At 68.8% G+C, this 17,682-nt stretch carries 16 protein-coding genes; 12 read left to right on the forward strand and 4 right to left on the reverse strand.

Going from position 1 to position 17,682, the window contains the following annotated elements:
- Nucleotides 1–280 precede the first annotated feature (280 nt).
- The gene (locus GOHSU_RS02615; RefSeq protein WP_005936373.1) at nucleotides 281–844 is read right to left on the reverse strand and encodes a TetR/AcrR family transcriptional regulator; all 564 of its coding nucleotides are present in this window, start codon (nucleotides 842–844) and stop codon (nucleotides 281–283) included.
- Between the two features lie 3 nt (nucleotides 845–847).
- Complete coding sequence (locus GOHSU_RS02620; protein ID WP_005936377.1) at nucleotides 848–1,672, reverse strand: lipase family protein; 825 nt, start codon at nucleotides 1,670–1,672, stop codon at nucleotides 848–850.
- Between the two features lie 124 nt (nucleotides 1,673–1,796).
- Here GOHSU_RS02620 and GOHSU_RS02625 point away from each other — a divergent pair, with 124 nt between their 5' ends.
- From GOHSU_RS02625 to GOHSU_RS02665, 9 genes are read left to right on the forward strand one after another with little or no spacing between them, the layout of a single operon-like run.
- The gene (locus tag GOHSU_RS02625) at nucleotides 1,797–3,650 is read left to right on the forward strand and encodes a multicopper oxidase family protein (RefSeq protein WP_005936381.1); all 1,854 of its coding nucleotides are present in this window, start codon (nucleotides 1,797–1,799) and stop codon (nucleotides 3,648–3,650) included.
- Nucleotides 3,647–4,465: an MlaE family ABC transporter permease gene (locus GOHSU_RS02630; protein WP_081597696.1), complete on the forward strand. Its 819-nt coding sequence runs from the start codon at nucleotides 3,647–3,649 to the stop codon at nucleotides 4,463–4,465. Before GOHSU_RS02625 ends, GOHSU_RS02630 begins: the two co-directional genes overlap by 4 nt.
- Complete coding sequence (locus GOHSU_RS02635) at nucleotides 4,462–5,313, forward strand: ABC transporter permease (protein WP_005936387.1); 852 nt, start codon at nucleotides 4,462–4,464, stop codon at nucleotides 5,311–5,313. The genes GOHSU_RS02630 and GOHSU_RS02635 overlap by 4 nt, the downstream gene beginning before the upstream one ends.
- Nucleotides 5,314–5,316: 3 nt before the next feature.
- Complete coding sequence (locus GOHSU_RS02640; protein WP_005936390.1) at nucleotides 5,317–6,486, forward strand: MCE family protein; 1,170 nt, start codon at nucleotides 5,317–5,319, stop codon at nucleotides 6,484–6,486.
- Nucleotides 6,483–7,499 carry an MCE family protein gene (locus GOHSU_RS02645; RefSeq protein WP_005936393.1) on the forward strand — a complete coding sequence of 339 codons (1,017 nt, stop codon included), beginning with the start codon at nucleotides 6,483–6,485 and terminating at the stop codon, nucleotides 7,497–7,499. The genes GOHSU_RS02640 and GOHSU_RS02645 overlap by 4 nt, the downstream gene beginning before the upstream one ends.
- A complete protein-coding gene (locus tag GOHSU_RS02650) occupies nucleotides 7,496–8,521 on the forward strand; it encodes an MCE family protein (RefSeq protein WP_005936396.1) in 1,026 nt (341 codons plus the stop codon). Before GOHSU_RS02645 ends, GOHSU_RS02650 begins: the two co-directional genes overlap by 4 nt.
- Nucleotides 8,518–9,729 (forward strand): MCE family protein, encoded by a 1,212-nt coding sequence (locus GOHSU_RS02655; protein WP_005936398.1) that lies wholly within the window; start codon nucleotides 8,518–8,520, stop codon nucleotides 9,727–9,729. Before GOHSU_RS02650 ends, GOHSU_RS02655 begins: the two co-directional genes overlap by 4 nt.
- Complete coding sequence (locus tag GOHSU_RS02660; protein WP_005936400.1) at nucleotides 9,729–10,853, forward strand: MCE family protein; 1,125 nt, start codon at nucleotides 9,729–9,731, stop codon at nucleotides 10,851–10,853. Before GOHSU_RS02655 ends, GOHSU_RS02660 begins: the two co-directional genes overlap by 1 nt.
- Complete coding sequence (locus tag GOHSU_RS02665; protein ID WP_005936403.1) at nucleotides 10,850–12,277, forward strand: MCE family protein; 1,428 nt, start codon at nucleotides 10,850–10,852, stop codon at nucleotides 12,275–12,277. The genes GOHSU_RS02660 and GOHSU_RS02665 overlap by 4 nt, the downstream gene beginning before the upstream one ends.
- A 28-nt stretch (nucleotides 12,278–12,305) precedes the next feature.
- Here the strand turns inward: GOHSU_RS02665 and GOHSU_RS16180 are convergent, their stop codons facing one another.
- Both GOHSU_RS16180 and GOHSU_RS02675 read right to left on the reverse strand, forming a co-directional pair.
- Entirely contained in the window at nucleotides 12,306–13,055 is a 750-nt protein-coding gene (locus GOHSU_RS16180) for an Rv1363c family protein (protein WP_005936407.1), read from the reverse strand.
- On the reverse strand, nucleotides 13,052–13,621 hold the full coding sequence (locus GOHSU_RS02675; RefSeq protein WP_005936410.1) for an Rv1363c family protein: 570 nt from the start codon (nucleotides 13,619–13,621) through the stop codon (nucleotides 13,052–13,054). The genes GOHSU_RS16180 and GOHSU_RS02675 overlap by 4 nt, the downstream gene beginning before the upstream one ends.
- A 164-nt stretch (nucleotides 13,622–13,785) precedes the next feature.
- Here GOHSU_RS02675 and GOHSU_RS02680 point away from each other — a divergent pair, with 164 nt between their 5' ends.
- The 3 genes from GOHSU_RS02680 (at nucleotide 13,786) to hmgA (ending at nucleotide 17,659) form a co-directional block, all read left to right on the forward strand.
- Complete coding sequence (locus GOHSU_RS02680; RefSeq protein WP_005936414.1) at nucleotides 13,786–14,943, forward strand: alpha/beta hydrolase; 1,158 nt, start codon at nucleotides 13,786–13,788, stop codon at nucleotides 14,941–14,943.
- Between the two features lie 106 nt (nucleotides 14,944–15,049).
- Nucleotides 15,050–16,345: an oxygenase MpaB family protein gene (locus tag GOHSU_RS02685; RefSeq protein ID WP_005936416.1), complete on the forward strand. Its 1,296-nt coding sequence runs from the start codon at nucleotides 15,050–15,052 to the stop codon at nucleotides 16,343–16,345.
- Between the two features lie 12 nt (nucleotides 16,346–16,357).
- Nucleotides 16,358–17,659, forward strand: coding sequence for a homogentisate 1,2-dioxygenase (hmgA, locus tag GOHSU_RS02690; RefSeq protein ID WP_005936418.1), 1,302 nt, complete (start codon nucleotides 16,358–16,360; stop codon nucleotides 17,657–17,659).
- The last annotated feature ends 23 nt before the right edge of the window (nucleotides 17,660–17,682 follow it).

Consider the following 17,682-nt stretch of genomic DNA (forward strand, 5'->3'; position numbering starts at 1 on the left):
CGGCCAGGTGACTCGACCACCGCAGTTGACGACGGGGAGGTGAATCATGGGGAAGAAGAAGGACACGAAGGACAAGAAGAAGAAGGACAAGAAGAAGAAGGACAAGAAGAAGAAGGACAAGAAGAAGAAGAGCAAGAAGGGCAAGAAGAAGTAGCCCGCTCTCTTCGCATGCCTTCGGGCCCGGAATCGCTCGCGATGCCGGGCCCGAAGGCATCGCCGGGGTCCGGCCGTGCGGATCAGGCTGCGGTGATCAGGCTGCGGCAGACCGGCGCACCGGCGTTCACTGTTCGGTGACCGGAAGCAGCAGGCCCAGCAGCGCGCGTTCGAGTTCTTCCGGTGTCGGCGTCGGCAGACCCTCGTGGCCGTGAATGAAGCCGATCCCCGCGTACACCAGCAGGCCGGCCAGCAGCCGCGCCTGGTCGTTGCTGATCTCCAGCTCCGACAGGGTCGCATAGACGACGTTGAAGACCTCGGAGTCGATCTGCCGAACCGTTTCGGCCACCTGCTCGTTGATGCGGGCCCAGTCGCGGATCGCCGTCTCCACGGTCAGGTGATGCTCGCTGATGAGCATCGTGGACAGGGTGAGCAGACGTCGCTCCGGCGGGAGTTCGGCCAGTTGATGTAATTCGCCGATCCGGGCGGAGTTCAGCGTCCGCCAGCGCTCGGCCATCGCCTCCCACAACGCATCGAGGTCTTTGAAGTGCCAGTAGAAGCTGCCCTTGGTCACCTCGAGGACCTCGCACAGCCGGGAGATCTTGAGACCGGCCACCCCTTCTGCGGTGATGAGCGTCAACGCTGCATCCACCCAGTCATCAGCCGATAACCGGTTCCGTGGTGCAGCCATCTGTCACCGACTCCCTATCGCCGTGCGGACCAGCGCGCCGACTGCAGGTTCAGACAGCAACGCGAAGTGATTCGCCGTGTGAATATCGACGGTGTCGAGCGTGTGGTTGCGCGCTCCCGGCAGCGCCGCCGACCGGGGATCGCTGACCAGACCGTCGACCGGCGAGATGACATTAGTGTAACGGACATCGGCCGACGGCAGCCCGTCCCGGTGCAGGTCGGTCAGCAGGTCCGAGCCGGCGATCAGTTCACGGCAGCCGCCGCACCACGGGTCGATCAGCGGTTTCTCCACCGCCAGGATCGCGTCGTAGGTGCCCAGCCGGCGGCTGATCTGTTCGCTGTCGCCCAGGAAGGCGATATTGGTGCCGCGCCACAGCGGGCCGACGGTGATGATGTGCTCGATCGGGGCGCCGGTGGTCGCGGTGGCATGCACGCGCTGGGCCACCAGGCCGCCGGCACCGTGCGCGACGACAGTCCAGGCGCTCGACTCGGGCCGCTGCCGGGCCCGCATCAGGGCGGCGATCTGGGCGGCACTGTCGTCGATCGCGGTCAGGCCCGCGATCGGCGGCCCACCTAGATCCACGGCCAGCCGCGTCAGCGGGGTGCGGCCGTAGTCGGCCACGACGAGGCACTCCGGACTCAGGTCCAGACGTCGCGCGAATGCCCGCATCTCGGCGGCGGTGCCGGCCATATCGTGCAGCATCAGTACCTGGCGCTCACAGGTCGCCGCAGGTGCGGCGTGGGCGCCCCCGACGGCCGCCCACGCCCCCATCGGCACGGCAAGAAGCAGCGCGACGAGACCAACGATCCAGCCCGGGAAATACCGCACTTTCCATCCTCTACCTGCATCGACATCGACGGATGACGACCGTTCCCGCGATGACTCCGAACAGACCATACCGTATGGTACTGTGCGGTTCATCTCACTCACACGCGATCGAGGGACATATCACGTGGGTTCGAATTTCAGCCGTCGCCAGCTTCTGCTGGGCGGGGGCGCTGCTCTGGCGGGGTTGAGCTTAGGGCGCAGTTCGGTGCGCGCGGAGCCGCAGCTGTCTCCCGGAGAGCTGCCGATCAAGGTACCGACCATCTTCCATTCCCCACCGATGGCCAAGTACGTCGACGACCTGACCGTCCCGGGGGTGATCCAGTCGTCCCCGACCACTCCGATCGACATCGTCGCGCGATCGACTAAGGCGCGTTTTCACCGGGATCAGCCCCGCGTGCCGGCGATGGCTTACAACGACGAGGACTACCTGGGCCCCACCATCGAAGCCCACGTCGACGAGCAGACGACGATCCACTACCGCAGCGCGCTGGGCACACACACCTTCGCCGCCGATCTGGACACGAGCCTGCACGGGGTGCAGGACAGCTACCGGTTGCGCCCACCCACGTCGATGCATCTGCACGGCGGCGCCACCCCGCCGGAATACGACGGGCACCCGGAAAAGCTGATGCTGCCGCACCAGGGCACCCAGCTGTTCAAGTTCCCCAATCGGCAGGAAGCCGGCCACCTCTGGTACCACGATCACGCGATGGCGATCACGCGCGCCAACGTCTACGCGGGCCTGGCCGGGATGTATTTCCTGCGCGACGGCTTCGACACCGGCCGTCCCGACAATCCGCTGGGCCTGCCGGCCGGCGAGCACGAGGTGCCGCTGATCCTGCAGGAGAAGATCTTCGCCGCCGACGGCCGCCAGTCGCTGCGCTCGACTCCGGTGGTTCCCGAAGGCCACTGGGAGGGCGGCGCGGTCGGCGACCGCGGTCTGGTCAACGGCAAGGTCTGGCCCAAAATGCGCGTCGACCGGGGCCTCTACCGCTTCCGCGTGATCAACGCCGCGTCCTTCTCGGTCTGGCGGCTGTTCTTCTCCAACAAGATGCGGTTCTGGGTGATCGGCAACGAGGGCGGGCTGCTGGATGCCCCGGTGTCGACGCGCTCGATCCTGGTCTCCCCTGCCGAGCGTTTCGACATCCTTGTCGACTTCAGCTCACTGGCCCCCGGGCAGACGGTGGACCTGTGCAACGATCTGGCCCCGCCCACCCAGGCGGCCATCCTCGGCGAAGTGGCGATGCCGCGGTTCTGCCGCTTCATCGCCGGGGCCGGGAAGGGACACCGCGGCGGTGTGCCGAGCAGGCTGCGCGGGGGCCGCAACCAGCCGGCGGCCCTGCCCCCGGTCGCCACACCGCAGCGCACCCGCACCGTCACCCTCTCCCAGCCTTATGCGCTGCGGATCCCGCCGGCGATCATGACGATGAACAACCTGCGCTACGCCGATCCGCAGATCGAGAAACCGCGGGAAGGCACCATCGAGCGCTGGGACATCGTCAACATCACCCCTGACCCGCATCCGGTGCACCTGCATCTGGTGATGTTCCGGGTCCTGGGTCGGCGTCCGCTGCGCACCGTCGACTACCAGGCAGCGCATCCGCAACCGCCCGTGGGCACCCGGTGGGCACCGGACCCCTCCGGCTTCTACGCCGGGCCGATGCGTCCCCCGGCCGCCTGGGAGCGCGGCTGGAAGGACACCGTGCACGCGATCGCCGGGCACGTCACCTCGATCATCGTGCGCTGGCCGACCGCCGACGAGCTCGGCTTCGACCCCGACGCCCTGTTCTCCTCGGATCCGACCAAGAACTGGACCAAGCCCTCCGGCGGGCGCGCGGCGGCCCGCCCGCCGGCCACGCACGGGCACCAGAGCGCGCATGCCGCCGAACGCGAACTGCAGGGGTACGTCTGGCACTGTCACATCCTCGACCACGAAGACCACGACATGATGTTGCGCTACCGGCTGCTGCCCTCATGACCGTCGAACAACCGCGGACCGACCGGCTGGACGCCGCCCGCACCGGGCTGACGTCGGCGGTGCGGGGGGTGCTGTCGAGCGTCGGCGAATTCTTCGCCCTCTGCGCAGACACCGGTCGGGCCACCTTTCGCCGGCCGGTGCAGGTCGCCGAATTCGGGATCCAGTGCCTGACGATCATTCGCGTGTCGCTGCTGCCGACCATCGTCATGGCCATCCCGTTCACCGTGCTGGTGGTCTTCACCCTCAACGCCCTGCTCGGCGAGATCGGCGCCCGGGATCTGTCCGGCGCCGGAGCAGGTTTCGGTGCCGTCACCCAGATCGGCCCGCTGGTGACCGTCCTGGTGGTCGCCGGCACCGGTGCCACCGCGATCGCCGCGGACCTGGGATCGCGCACCATCCGCGAAGAGATCGACGCGATGGATGTGCTCGGCATCGACCCGGTCGCCCGCCTGGTGGTGCCCCGGGTGGCCGCCTCCACGCTGGTGGCCTTCCTGCTCAACGCCGGCGTCTGTGCCATCGGGATCGTCGGCGGCTTCTTCTTCTCGGTCTACGCCCAGGACGTCTCCCCGGGTTCGTACGCCTCGAGCCTGACGTTGCTGGTCGGCCCCGGCGAGGTGATCCTCTCGCAGATCAAGGCGGCGGTCTTCGGCGGGGTGGCCGGGCTGATCGCCTGCTACCGCGGGCTGACCGTCTCCGGCGGCCCCAAGGCGGTGGGCAATGCGGTCAACGAGACCGTCGTCTACTCCTTCAGCGCGCTCTTCGTCCTGAACCTGGTACTCACCGCGGTCGGCGTGGCCATCGGAGGCGGCCTGTGACCCTGCTGCACAAGGCGCCCGTCCGCGTCACCCGCCGCTTCTTGACCACCCTGGACGACGGCATCGTCGAGACCGGCCGGTTCATCCGCTTCATCGCCCGCGCCTTCGCCTCGGCGGCCCGCGCGATCCGCCATCACACCGCCGAACTGCTCCGCATCATCGCCGACCTGAGCCTGGGCAGCGGCGCCCTGGCCCTGATCGGCGGCACCGTGATGATCACCGGCTTCCTCACCCTGTTCGCCGGCGCGACGGTGGCGGTCCAGGGCTACAGCACCCTGGGCGACATCGGCGTCGACGCGATGACCGGTTTCCTGTCGGCCTACGTCAATGTGCGCGTGGTGGTTCCGGTGACCGCCGGCATCGGGCTGGCCGCGACGGTCGGCGCCAGTACCACCGCGGAGCTGGGCGCCATGCGGATCAGCGAAGAGATCGATGCCCTCGAGGTGATGGCCATCCGGCCGATGCCCTATCTGGTGGGCACCCGGCTGGTCGCCGGCCTGGTCACCATCCTGCCGATCTACGCCGTCGGCATGCTGTTCTCGTTCCTGTCCAGCCGCGTGGTGACCGTCTACATCCTGGGCCAGTCCCCCGGCGTCTACGACCACTACTTCTCCACCTTCCTGATCCCCAGTGACGTGCTGTGGTCGTTCCTGCAGGCGATCACCATGGCGGTGCTGGTGATGCTCATCTGCACCTACTACGGCTACTACGCCAGCGGCGGACCCGAGGGGGTCGGCGTCGCCACCGGCCGGGCCGTCCGCCTGTCCCTGGTCAGCGTGGTCACGGTGACCCTGATCATCGCCCTGTCCCTCTACGGCAGCTCCCGCGGGCTGCGATTGGCGGGCTGAGCCGTGTCGATCCGAGCACAACACCGCCTGTGGACCCTGCTGGGTGCGGTTCTGCTGGTCGCCGGAGGTTTTCTGGTGGTCGGCGCCTACCGCGGCGACTTCCAGGACACCGTCACGCTCTACGTGGACTCCGACCGGGCCGGACTGGCTCTGGAGCCCGGCGCCATGGTCAAACGGCACGGCGTCGCGATCGGCTCGGTCCGTCAGGTGTCGCTGACCGGTTCGGGCGCGCAGATCACCCTGGCCATCGAACGCGATGCAGCACGCCTGATCCCGGCCGACACCGATATCGCGATCGCCTCCACCACCGTCTTCGGCGGCAAGAACGTCGAAGTGATCGATCCGCCGCGCCCGTCGTCGGCCACCGTGGCCGACGGTGCGACGACCGCTGCCAGCTCGGTGTCGGTGGAACTCGACACCGTCTTCAGCACCCTGACCGGCGTGCTCAGCGTCGTCGAACCGGACAAACTGAACCAGATCCTGGGTGCGGCGGCCACCGCTCTGGACGGCAACGGCGCCGCCCTCGGCACGAGCCTGGGTGACCTGGAGGCCGTGCTGTCGATGCTCAACGACCGCCTGCCCACCCTGGAACAGATGTCGCGGTCCACCGCCACGGCCGCCCGGGTGTACGCCGGGGCGAGCGAGGACATCCTGGCCACCCTGCAGAACCTGACCCTGACCGCGAACACGATCCGGGAGAAGACCGACGGCATCGACGATCTGCTGTCCGGGGTGATCGGCCTGTCCGATCGCGGCAATGCGGTGCTGGCCCCCAACTCCGAGGACATGGTCCAGGCGGTGGCGCTGCTGACCCCCACCGCGACGCTGCTGCAGCGATACAGTCCGGTGATCACCTGCTTCCTCAAGGGCGCCGATGTGGCACGCGTGGAAGCCGAGAAGGTCTCCGGCGGTAACGGGACGACGATGCTGCTCAACTCGACCTTCCTGCTCGGCACCGACGCCTACACGTACCCGAAAGACCTGCCGAAGGTGGCCGCCACCGGCGGTCCGCGCTGCGGAGCGCTGCCGACGGTGACCCTGGCCGATGTGCCCACCCCCTACGTCGTCGCCGACACCGGGGCCAACCCGTTCGATCCGGACCGCACCTCACCGGCGCTGGCACCGCAGACGATGCTCGAGTTCATGCTCGGCGGATCGGGGGCCGGCCGATGACCACCGCCCGCTGGCTGACTCTGGCCTCGTTCGTCGCCGTGATGAGCCTGATCCTGGCCGCCCTGTTCGCCGTCTTCGGCAATCTGCGTTTCGACAGCAACCACTATCGCGCCGAATTCTCCGATGTGTCCGGGTTGCAGGCCGACCAGTTCGTCCGGGTCGCCGGTGTCGAGGTGGGCAAGGTGACCTCGGTGCAGATCACCGACCGGCAGAGCGTGCTGGTCGATTTCGTCATCGACGACTCGTACCTGCCGACCACCGCGACCACCGCCACCGTGCGCTACCTGAACCTGACCGGCGACCGCTATCTGGAACTGCGCGACGGCGCCGGCAGTCCGCAGCCTCTGAGTGCCGGCGGCACCATCGCCCTGGATCACACCGCCCCGGCCCTGGACCTGGATGCGCTGCTGGGCAGCTTCCGGCCGCTGCTGGCGGCGATCGAACCCGGCCAGATCAACAACTTCACCGCCGACCTGCTGGCCGTCCTGCAGGGGCAGGGGTCCACCGTGGAATCGCTGCTGACCCGGACCGCATCGGTCACGGCGGCGCTGGCCGACCGGGACAAGATCATCGGCGATCTGATCATCGACCTGAACACCGTGCTGGGCTCGCTGGCCGACCGCGAAGAGCAGCTGGGCACCGCCCTGGACGCCACCGCGCTGCTGGCCGGCCGGCTGGCCGACGACGCGGCCACCTGGGGCCGGGCCCTGACCTCGGTGAACCAGACGACGGCCTCCCTCGGTGAACTGCTCACCGACACCCGTGCGCCGATCGCCGACACGCTCACCCAGCTCAAGCGCACCGCCGATCAGCTCAACGCCGGTTCCGAGACCATCGAGAGCAACCTGTCGCGGCTGCCGGACACCTACCAGAAGCTGACGCGCCTGGGCGCCTACGGCAACTTCTTCAATTACTACCTGTGCACCCTGCGCCTCAAACTGACCGGCGCCGACGGCGAGGACGTCGTCCTGCCGCTGTTCGGCCAGACCACGGGACGGTGTGAACCGCGATGATCCGCTACGAACGCAAGAACACCCTCCGGACCGGCGTGATCGGTCTGCTGGTGATCGCTCTGGTCGCGGCGGCGGCCACCAGCATCTCCTCGCTGCCGCTGCTAGCGTCCAAGCGGGTCTACATCGCCGAGGTCGCCGACGCAGCCGGACTGCGGGTGGGCGACGACGTGGTCCAGCACGGCGTCGTGGTCGGCCGGGTCTCGGCCCTGGCGCTGGCCGGCGACCACGTCGACGTCACCCTGCGGGTCGACGGTGCGGCCCGGCTGGCCGATCAGACCAGCGCCCGCATCTCCACGGCCACCGTCCTGGGGACCCGGCAGGTGATCCTGACCTCGGCCGGCACCGGCACGCTGGCCGCCGGCGCCGTCATCCCGCGCACCCGCACCCAGGTCCCCTACGACCTGACCACGGCCCTGGGCGATCTGACCGAGGCGGCCGCCGATCTGGACACCGACCAGATGGTCGCCGCGCTGGCGGCCGTCGACGACGTGCTCTCGGGTACCCCCGACCAGCTGCGCGATGCCGTCGCCGGTGTCGGGGCCCTGTCGGAGACCATCGCCCAGCGCGATACGCAGTTGCGCAGCCTGCTCGCCCGCGCCGACCAGGTCAGCGGGGTCCTGGCGCAGCGCAGCGCGGCCGTGAACGCCCTGATCGGCGACGCCGACGTGATCCTGGGCGAACTGGTCAGCCGGCGGCGCACGGTCGAGACGCTGATGGCCAATGTGACGCTGCTGTCCCAGTCGCTGGGCAAAGTGGTCGCCGACAACCGCGCAACGCTGGCCCCGACCCTGGACAGTGTCAACAGCGTGCTGGAGATCCTCAGCCGCCAGCGGACCGATATCGGCCAGGCGATCAGTTCGCTGGCTCCCTATGTCACCGAACTCGGCGAAGCGGTGGCCAGCGGCCCGTTCTTCTCCTCCTATATCGCCAACCTGCTGCCGGGCCAGATCATCGAGCCGTTCCTGCGGCAGGCGATGGCCGCCGAAGGCATTCCCTATCCGGCCAAGGGAGGCCGCCGATGACCCGCCGCTCCTGGGGCGCCCTGCTGCTGGCCGTGATCGTGGCCGTCGCAGCCGTCGTCTCGTTCCTGCTGGTGCCGCGCGTCACCACCTATCGGCTCACCGTGATCTTCCCCTCCGCCGTGGGCCTGTACGCCGGCGACGATGTGCGCGTCCTGGGCATTCCGGTGGGCCACGTGGTCTCGGTGACCCCCGAACCGTCGCAGGCGCGCGTGGTGCTCAGCGTCGACCGCAGTCAGCAGATCCCCGACTCGGCTCAAGCCGTCGTCCTGACCCAGAGCCTGGTGTCGGGCCGGTTCGTGCAGCTGACCCCGCCGTTCACCGGCGGCCCGGCGCTGGCCGACGGGGCGACGATCCCCCGCGAGCGCACCGCCGTTCCTGTCGAGTGGAACCAGCTGGCCGAGCAGCTGCTCCGCGTCTCCCAGGATCTGAGTCCGGCGCTGGACGAGGCCCGCGGACCACTGGGCTCGGCGGTCGGTTCGCTGGCCGCCAACCTCGACGGCCAGGGCGCCTCGCTGCGCCAGACGGTCACCTCCCTGTCCCAGGCACTCAGCACCGTCTCGCAAGGACGCCACGATCTGTACGGCATGGTCGCCAACCTGCAGGTCTTCGTCAGCGCCCTGGCCGACAGCGATGCGCAGATCGTCTCGTTCAACAACCGCATGATGTCGGTGACCGGCATCCTCGACGCCAACCGGGACGACCTCGGTGCCGCCCTGAGCAGCCTGGAAGCCACTCTCGGCCAGGTCACCGGCTTCATTCAGGAGAACCGCGACGGGATGACCACCGCACTGCGTCAACTCGGCGAGGTGACCCAGACCCTGGCCACCCACCGCGACGACCTGGCACAGGTGCTGCACGTGGCGCCCACCGCGCTGGCGAACCTGAACAACATCTATCAGCCCGCCCACAACTCGGTGGTGTCCGCGCTGGCGATGAGCAACTTCGCCAACCCGGTCCAATTCGTGTGCTCCTCGATCGCCGCGGCCGAACAGACCACGGCCCAGCGCGGTGCCGAACTGTGCGTCAAACATCTGGGCCCGCTGCTGCGCCTGCTGACCATGGACTATCCGCCGATCGCCACCAACCCCACCCGCGGTGTCGGGGCACTGCCCGACCAGCTCGTGTACTCGGGTGTGAAACCGCCCGCGCAGCAGGCCCCGGCGCAGCGCAAGACGGTCGCCGAGATGCTCGTCCCGGGGGTGCGCTGATGAAACGCCTGGCCATCGCCCTGCTGATCGCGCTGACGATGCTGACCGCATCGGGATGTCAGTGGCGCGGGCTGAACTCGCTGCCGCTGCCGGGCACACAGGGGCGCGGGGACGGCGCCTGGACGGTCTACGTGGTGCTCCCCGATGCGGCGACCCTGGACCGCAACTCGTCGGTCCTGGTCGACGACGTCGCCGTCGGCCGGGTCGCTGATCTGAGGGTCTGGCAGGGGCAGGCGAAGGTGACCCTGCGACTGAACCAGGACGTGCGCCTGCCCGCCAACGCCACCGCGGTGGTCGGCCAGACGACGCTGCTGGGTTCGGCCCACGTCGAACTGGCCCCACCCGAGACCGGTGCGGCCGGCCGACTGCGCGACGGGGACACCGTCGGACTGCGCCACGAGGGCGCCTACCCGACCACCGAACAGACCATGGCCTCGGTGGCGCTGGTCCTCGGCGGCGGCGGACTGGACCAGGTCCGGGTCATCACCACCGAACTCGATGCGGCACTGGGCGGACGCACCGATGCGGCCCGGGCGGTGATCGACGGATTGAACACGCTGATGGGCGGGCTGGACCGGCAGAAGAAGCAGATCGTCGACGCGATCGGCTCGCTGGACGATCTGGCCTCCCGGTGGGCCTCGCAGACCGGTGACCTCGAGCGTGCGATCGACTCCTTGGCCCCGGCGCTGGGGGTGCTCGCCGACCGCCGTTCCGAACTGTCGGAGGCGTTGACCTCGCTGGGCCGGTTCTCCGACAGCGCCAACTCGATCATCTCCGCCTCGGCGGCCGATCTGCGGACCAACCTGACGGCGCTGCCCCCGATCCTGCGGGCGCTGGCCGATTCGGGATCCTCCCTGACCGAGTCCACCCGCTACCTGCTGACCTATCCCTTCCCGATCGATGTGATGAACAACGTGGTGCGCGGCGACTACGCCAACGGCCAGGTGACGCTGGATCTGCGGTTGAAGACGCTGGACAACGCCCTGCTGCTGGGGACCCCGCTGCAGGGGATGCTCTCGGGTCTGGAGGGTGTTCTGGGCCGGGCCGCCCCGGCCGGGGCGGTCGGGCGCGGCGCACCGCCGGGACTGAAAGACCTGCTGACCCCCGGAGCGAGGCCCCGATGACCATCCGTAAGAGCACCCTGGTGCGGTTGACGATCTTCGCCGTGGTCGGACTGCTGGCGCTGGTGGTGGTGGGCGTGCGCTATGCCCAGCTGCCGCAGCAGGCCGGTGTCGGCCGGTACGCGGTGACGGTGGACATGGACAGCGCCGGCGGGCTCTATCCCAACGCCAATGTCACCTACCGCGGCACCCAGGTCGGTCGTGTCACCGAGGTGGTCACCACCCGCACCGGTGCCCGCGCCGAACTGTCCATCGACAGCACCCAGACGATTCCGGCCGATCTGGATGCGTACGTGCAGGGCATGTCCGCGGTCGGCGAGATGTATCTGAATCTGGTGCCCCGGCGCGCGGCCGGCGGCAATCTGCACGGCGGTTCCCGCATCCCCGCCGACCGGGTGACACTGGCCCCCGATGCCGGTGAGCTGCTCGGTGCCGCACAGACGCTGCTGGCCTCGGTGCCCACCGACGACCTGCAGACGGTGATCGATGAGAGCTTCACCGCCCTGTCCGGGCAGGGCCCGGCCCTGCGGACCCTGGTCCAGTCGGTCACCGCTCTGGCCGCCGAGGCCCGCGCCGCCGTGGACCCGACCGCTACGCTGATCGACCAGCTCGGCCCGCTGCTGTGGACCCAGGAGGTCTCCGCCGATGCGATCGCGGCCTGGACCTCGTCCCTGGCCCGGGTCACCGGGACCCTCGCCGACTCCGATGCGGCGTTGCGCGGAGTTTTGGATTCGGCCGGACCGGCCGCCCACGCCGCCGCGGAGGTTTTCAGCGACCTCGAACCGTTCTTCGGAATGCTGTTGTCGAACCTGGTGACGGTCGAACAGGTCGGCGCCGTCTATAACCCCGGCCTCGAGCAGATCCTGGTGCTGTTCCCGCCGCTGATCGCCGCCTCCCAGGGCGCCGGCCTGGTCAACGCCGACGATCCGGGGCAGAACACTTTCTTCGCCAATCAGCTCAACGATCCGCCGCCGTGCATCGAAGGCTTCCTGCCGCCGTCGGAGCGCCGCTCCCCGGCCGATACCTCCCCGGCGCCGGCGCCGAAGGATCTGTACTGCAAGGTGGCACCGGATGATCCGCGCTCGGTGCGCGGCGCCCGCAACCTGCCGTGCCTGGAGTACCCCGGGTACCGGGCGGCGACGGTCAAGCTGTGCCGCCAGAAGGCCGGCGGCCAGGCCCCCCGCGCCGCCGCGACCACCGGCCGCTCCGCTGCCCCGGCACACCGGTCGGCGCAGACCTCTCGCTCCGGTAGCAGCACCACGGCGCCGGCCGGCCGGAACGCCTCTACCTCGCGGGTCAAGATGGTCGACTTCGATCCGGTGCGCGGCAGTTACGTCGGCGACGACGGCATCACCTACCGGGTCGGCGGGACCGTGCGCGGTCAGGTGCCGACGCTGGGCGATATGCTCACCGGCCGCGCCGACTGACCGCCCCGCGCCCGGCCGCCGGGGTCGGTCAGATCGGCTCGAAGCCCTCGATCAGCCACTGGCCGTCGTGTTTGCTCAAGCCGACCCGGAAGGCGGCGGTGGTCGTGGTGGGTTCGGCGGCGGCGCCGGCGGCAACCACGCTCTGGGTGACGAAGACCAGGGTCTGGGCACGCTCGGAGTCCGCGTGAACCAGCGAGGCACCCGACACTTGAGCGGTGGAGGTCAGTCGACGTTCCTTCGCCGCCGGCAGCACCTCGTTCTGGGCCAGGGCCCGGTACTCGTCGGCGAAGGGCCCGGTCAACCGCTCCTGGGCGGCAGCCACATCGGCCTCGACCGACTCGGCGCGATAGCTCAGCACCGCGGTGGCCCCGTCGCGGGCAGCGCTCACGATCGCCGGGTGCTCCTCCCGCAGCTGCTCGTTGGCCCGGTGCGTCAATCCGAAATAGGTGCTGGCCGCCGCCAGCGCGATGATCACCGCGACGCCGACCCCGACGATGATCCGGCCGAGGCGCCGGCGGCTCCGCCCTTCGGAGACTGCGCCGGCATCCGCATCGACGGCGTCCCCATCGTCGCCGGCTTCACCGTCGCCGGCTTCGGAATCGCCGGCCGCGTCATCGGTGTTGTCTGGTTCGGTGCTCTCGGGCTCGATGACATCGGTGGTCATCCCGACCTCTGCCGTGGCATCATCGCCGGTCGCGGTCTCGATGTCTTCGGTATCGGGGGTCGTCATATCCGTTTCGCCTTCACTGCGCTGCTTCTTCTCCGGTCCGGCATTCATACGGCGTAGTCGACCTTCTCGATCAGAACCCGGTCATCGGTGTGGACCAGATGCACCCGCAGCCGCCATACCCGCGGCTCTTCCTGCGCACCGGCGCCGTTGGTCACCAGGGAGGTCGCCGAGACCAGCACCACCGCCTTGTCCTCATCAGAGGATTCGATGCCTGCCGCGTTCACGGTGCCCTCGCTGCTGACGTCCATCTGTTTGACCACCTTGATGAAGTCGTCGGCGCGGGAGCTGAAGTCCGAGCGGAAATCCCCCGTCGCATTCTCGAGAATGCGGTCGACGTCCTCATCGGCGTTGGCCGAGTTCACCGAGATCAGACTGCGCACCCCGTGCCGGGCGGTGCTCAGATACTGCTCGTCGAGGCGGTCCCGGTCCCGGTCGTCCCCGACGGAGGTCGCGGTGAACCACGTCAGGGTCGCCAGTACCGCGATCACGCACACTCCCGCCACCGCCCACAGGCTCTGTCGGGTGACGAGATTCCGGCGCGTGAAGAAGCGTCGTTTCTGCGGGCTCCCGGACCCCTTCTCCTCGGTCGACGATTCGGTATCGCTGCTGGTCATAGGCTCCTCTTCGGCATGAGCGAGGCGATGTCCACACATCGCCCTATCTCCGTACCCTACAGTATGGTACGGTCGGTTTTGTGATCTGAACCTCACTTGTCAAAGGCCGTTGTGCGGCCGGGAAGAGTACACCGATGTCGCCTACGGGCACTCTGAACGCACCGATGGACACCGTCGATCGGTTTCAGCGAATCCCCTTCGAACCGGCCACCGATGGCCGAGTCGAATCGCATTCCGGTCTGACCAGACACTATCCGACGCTGCACGGGAATCTGGTGGCGCCGGAGCAGTATTCGCGGGAGGTGGGCCTGGTGCTGGCACACCCGGCTTCGAACTTCCTCAGCCACTTCCTGCTGCGCGGATTCGGTGAGCACGGTCTGCCGATCCTCGGCGTCAACACCCGCTATTCCACCAACGAGCCGGCCCTGATCATGGAGCGCGCCGCGCTCGACCTGGGTTGCGCGGTCCGCTGGATGCGCGAGGAGCTCGGCTTCGAGAAAGTGGTGCTGCTGGGCTTCTCCGGCGGCGGCTCGCTGGCCGCGTTCTATCAGAGCCAGGCACTGGGCGGTGCCGTGACCAAGACCCCGGCCGGCGACCCGGTCGACCTGAGCGGACTGGAGCCGGTCGACGGTCTGGCCTTCGTCGGCGCCCACCCCGGCCGCGCCCGGGTGCTGCGGCACTGGATCGACGCCGCCGTCGTCGATGAGAACGACCCGTTCGCCACCGATCCCGACCTGGATCTGTTCGCCCCCGGCCGCACCGTTCCGCTCGATCGCGACTGGGTCGAGCGTTACCGGCAGGCACAGCTGGACCGGGTGCGCCGCATCGATGCCTGGGCACTGGATCAGGTCGCCGAACTCGACCGCCGCGGCGCCGCCGACCGGGCCTTCGTCGTTCAGCGCACCGTCGCCGATCCCCGATTCGTCGACATCACCCTGGACCCCAGTGACCGGCAGTGGGGCAGCATGTACGGCGATCCGCAGGCGGCGAATCTAGCCGCCGGCGGGGTGGCCCGCTTCTCCACCGTGCGCAGCTGGCTGAGTACCTGGAGCTTCGAACGCACCAACGCCGACGCCACCCGCAATCTCACCACCGTGAGGACACCGACCATGGTCGCCGCTCTGCGGGCCGATCAGGCGGCGTTCGTCAGCGATGCGCGTCAGATGTACGAGGCCTCGGCGGACCCGGACGTGGAGTACCTGGGTCTGGACCACCTGAGCCACTACCTGGTCGATCAGCCCGACGGCGTCCCCCGCATCGTCGAGGCGGTCTCGGGATGGATGAACCGCCGGGGACTGCGTTCGGCCGCGATCGGGACCTGACCACACCGCCGCACCGGAGGGACACCTGCGGACCGGACCCACCGGCGGGCAAGACCCACCAGGCAGCCCCACCACAGCCCCACAGTAAGGAATCGAGGGAGACATTATGACCATCGAACAGGACAAGACCGTCCCGCTACCGGCCGATATCGCACCGGCCGAGCGACGGCCGGCGCCGACCGCTTTCCCCTACCAGGAGATGATGTCGCGCCCGGGGATCCGTCGGGCCCGCAAGCTGGCCAAGCGCATGACCGGTAAGGACATGTTCCCCACCGCCGAGCAGATCGAGGCCTTCTACGGCGACATGTACGCCGCCGACCCGGTCGCCGAGCGCTTCGTCGACGAGGTCTTCTACGGCGAGATCGGCCAGGAGAAGGGCCGCGAGATGCTCAAGAAGGCCCTGGACGAGGGTCTCGACAGCATCGAGAATCCGCCCGAGTCGATGGTCGCGCTGTTCCGCGAATTCGAAGACGTCCCCGATTGGGTCGATCCGGAGATGGTCGAGGCCGGCGCCCAGATCTGGCGCCGCTGGGGCACCTTCCTGTTCAGCGTCGCCGGCGGTGAGACCCTGGAGATGTACACCGAGGCGGCCGTGGCCACCCCGCTCTCGCTGGCCGGCGGCTACGCAGGCGACAATGCGCTGCGCCGGTTCCTGGAGACCTCGCGCTTCTGGATCGACGTCTCCGAGCCCGGCGGGCTGCTCACCCCGGGCAGCAAGGGCCGCGCCACCGCCATGCTCGTGCGTGTGATGCACGTGTCGGTGCGCCGCCGTGTCGCCGAGCATCCCGAGTGGCACATCGACCGCTGGGGCATCCCGATCAGCCAGGCCTACATGCTGCTGACCCTGGCCGGCGGCAGCGTGGTACCGGCCCTGGCGCTGTGGATGCTGGGGGTGCAGACCACCCGCAAGGAGATCCACGAGCTGATCCATTTCCAGCGGTACATGGGCCACATCGTCGGTGTGCGCAACACCTGGTACCCGGAGAACATCGCCGACACCCTGCGCCTGCTGGCGCTGGTGGGACTGGCACGCAGTGACGATTCGGGTGAGCACGGCGCCGAACTGATCGAGTCGTTCCCGCAGGCCTTCGCTCCCCGCGATGATCACCGCGGACTGCGCAAGCTGCGCGAGCACTACAACTCGACCATCTACGCGGCCTACGCACGGATGTTCATGATGCCGCCGACCTATGCCAAGTACGACATGCCCAACGCCTGGCCGGGCCTGGCGTGGATCGCCGCCCGCTTCCCGCTGATGGTGGTCGTCGAGACCGGCCGCCGCATCCCGCCGCTGGGCCGCCTGCACGAGAAGGTGATGGTCTGGCACCGCGAAAGCTGGTACCGGGCCCAGATGGCCGACCGTGAAGCCGAATTCGACGCCTCCGGCGCGCTGCGCCGCTGACGAAGGAGCCAGATGTCCAGCTCTCTGGAGTACTTGACCGGATTCGGCAACGAGCACCGGTCCGAGGCGATCGCCGGCACGCTGCCGACGTTGCAGAACTCGCCGCAGAAACCGCCGCGCGGGCTCTACGCCGAACAGATCTCGGGTACCGCGTTCACCGAGCCGCGCACGCGTAACCGGCGCACCTGGCTGTACCGGATCCGGCCGTCGGCCGGACATCCGCCGATGACGCGGATCGACGACGGGGCGCTGCTGAGCGCACCGCTGCCGGATCCGCCGACACCGAACCGGCTGCGGTGGGACCCCCTGCCGCAGTCGGCCGACGGCACCGATTTCCTCGACGGGCTCTACACCCTGGCCGCCAACGGCGATGTGCTGGCACGGCAGGGAATCGGGGTGCACCTGTATTCGGCGACCGCGTCGATGGAGCGCCGCTACTTCCAGAACAGCGACGGCGAAATGCTGATCGTGCCGCAGTCCGGGCCGATCCGGGTGCGCACCGAACTGGGCATCGTCGAAGCCTCCCCCGGGGAGATCGTGCTGATCGCCCGATCGATCAAGTTCGCCGTGGACCTGCCGGCCGGGGCGTCGGCCGGCTACGTCTGCGAGAACTACGGCATGCCGTTCGAGCTGCCCGAACTGGGGCCGATCGGCGCCAACGGGCTGGCCCACGCCCGCCACTTCCGCCATCCGGTCGCCGCCTTCGAGCAGGGCGTCGGGCAGTCGGAGCTGGTGCAGAAGTTCGGCGGTCATCTGTGGTCGTGCACGCTGCCCGATTCACCGCTGGACGCGGTGGCCTGGCACGGCACCCACGGGGTGTACGTCTACGACATGCTGCAGTTCAACGTGATGGGCACCTTGAACTGGGATCATCCCGATCCGTCGATCTTCACGGTGCTCACCTCACCGTCGCCGATCGCCGGACAGGCCAACGTCGACTTCTGCGCCTTCGGTCCGCGGTGGGTGGTCGGTGAGCACACGTTCCGGCCGCCGCACTTCCACCGCAACATCATGACCGAGTTCATGGGTCTGGTGTACGGCGTGCACGACTCCAAGGCCGGGGGCTTCGTGCCGGGCGGGTCGAGTCTGCACAACCAGTTCGCCGCGCACGGCCCGGATCTGGCGACCCACCGGCTCGGCTCGGAGGCCGGCCAGGATCCGCAGAAGTTCGACAATGCGCTGTCGTTCATGTTCGAGACCCGACTCCCGCTCGCCGTCACCCGGCAGGCGATGGACGACGGTCACCGGCAGAGCGACTACGACGCCGCCTGGACCGGACTCGAACCGCACTTCACCGCCGAGCCCGGTGACTGACCTGCTCCACCCCCCCCCCCCCC

Origin of the sequence: Gordonia hirsuta DSM 44140 = NBRC 16056 (assembly GCF_000333015.1) — a bacterium.
In the GTDB taxonomy this organism is placed as follows: domain Bacteria; phylum Actinomycetota; class Actinomycetes; order Mycobacteriales; family Mycobacteriaceae; genus Gordonia; species Gordonia hirsuta.

Bases quoted from the DNA above. Each gene is read 5' to 3' on its own strand.
- GOHSU_RS02660 (WP_005936400.1), top strand. From the start codon at position 9,729: ATGAAACGCCTGGCCATCGCCCTGCTGATCGCGCTGACGATGCTGACC.
- GOHSU_RS02630 (WP_081597696.1), top strand. From the start codon at position 3,647: ATGACCGTCGAACAACCGCGGACCGACCGGCTGGACGCCGCCCGCACC.
- GOHSU_RS02665 (WP_005936403.1), top strand. From the start codon at position 10,850: ATGACCATCCGTAAGAGCACCCTGGTGCGGTTGACGATCTTCGCCGTG.
- GOHSU_RS16180 (WP_005936407.1), bottom strand. From the start codon at position 13,055: ATGAATGCCGGACCGGAGAAGAAGCAGCGCAGTGAAGGCGAAACGGAT.
- GOHSU_RS02685 (WP_005936416.1), top strand. From the start codon at position 15,050: ATGACCATCGAACAGGACAAGACCGTCCCGCTACCGGCCGATATCGCA.
- GOHSU_RS02650 (WP_005936396.1), top strand. From the start codon at position 7,496: ATGATCCGCTACGAACGCAAGAACACCCTCCGGACCGGCGTGATCGGT.
- GOHSU_RS02655 (WP_005936398.1), top strand. From the start codon at position 8,518: ATGACCCGCCGCTCCTGGGGCGCCCTGCTGCTGGCCGTGATCGTGGCC.
- GOHSU_RS02675 (WP_005936410.1), bottom strand. From the start codon at position 13,621: ATGACCAGCAGCGATACCGAATCGTCGACCGAGGAGAAGGGGTCCGGG.
- GOHSU_RS02680 (WP_005936414.1), top strand. From the start codon at position 13,786: ATGGACACCGTCGATCGGTTTCAGCGAATCCCCTTCGAACCGGCCACC.
- hmgA (WP_005936418.1), top strand. From the start codon at position 16,358: ATGTCCAGCTCTCTGGAGTACTTGACCGGATTCGGCAACGAGCACCGG.
- GOHSU_RS02645 (WP_005936393.1), top strand. From the start codon at position 6,483: ATGACCACCGCCCGCTGGCTGACTCTGGCCTCGTTCGTCGCCGTGATG.
- GOHSU_RS02615 (WP_005936373.1), bottom strand. From the start codon at position 844: ATGGCTGCACCACGGAACCGGTTATCGGCTGATGACTGGGTGGATGCA.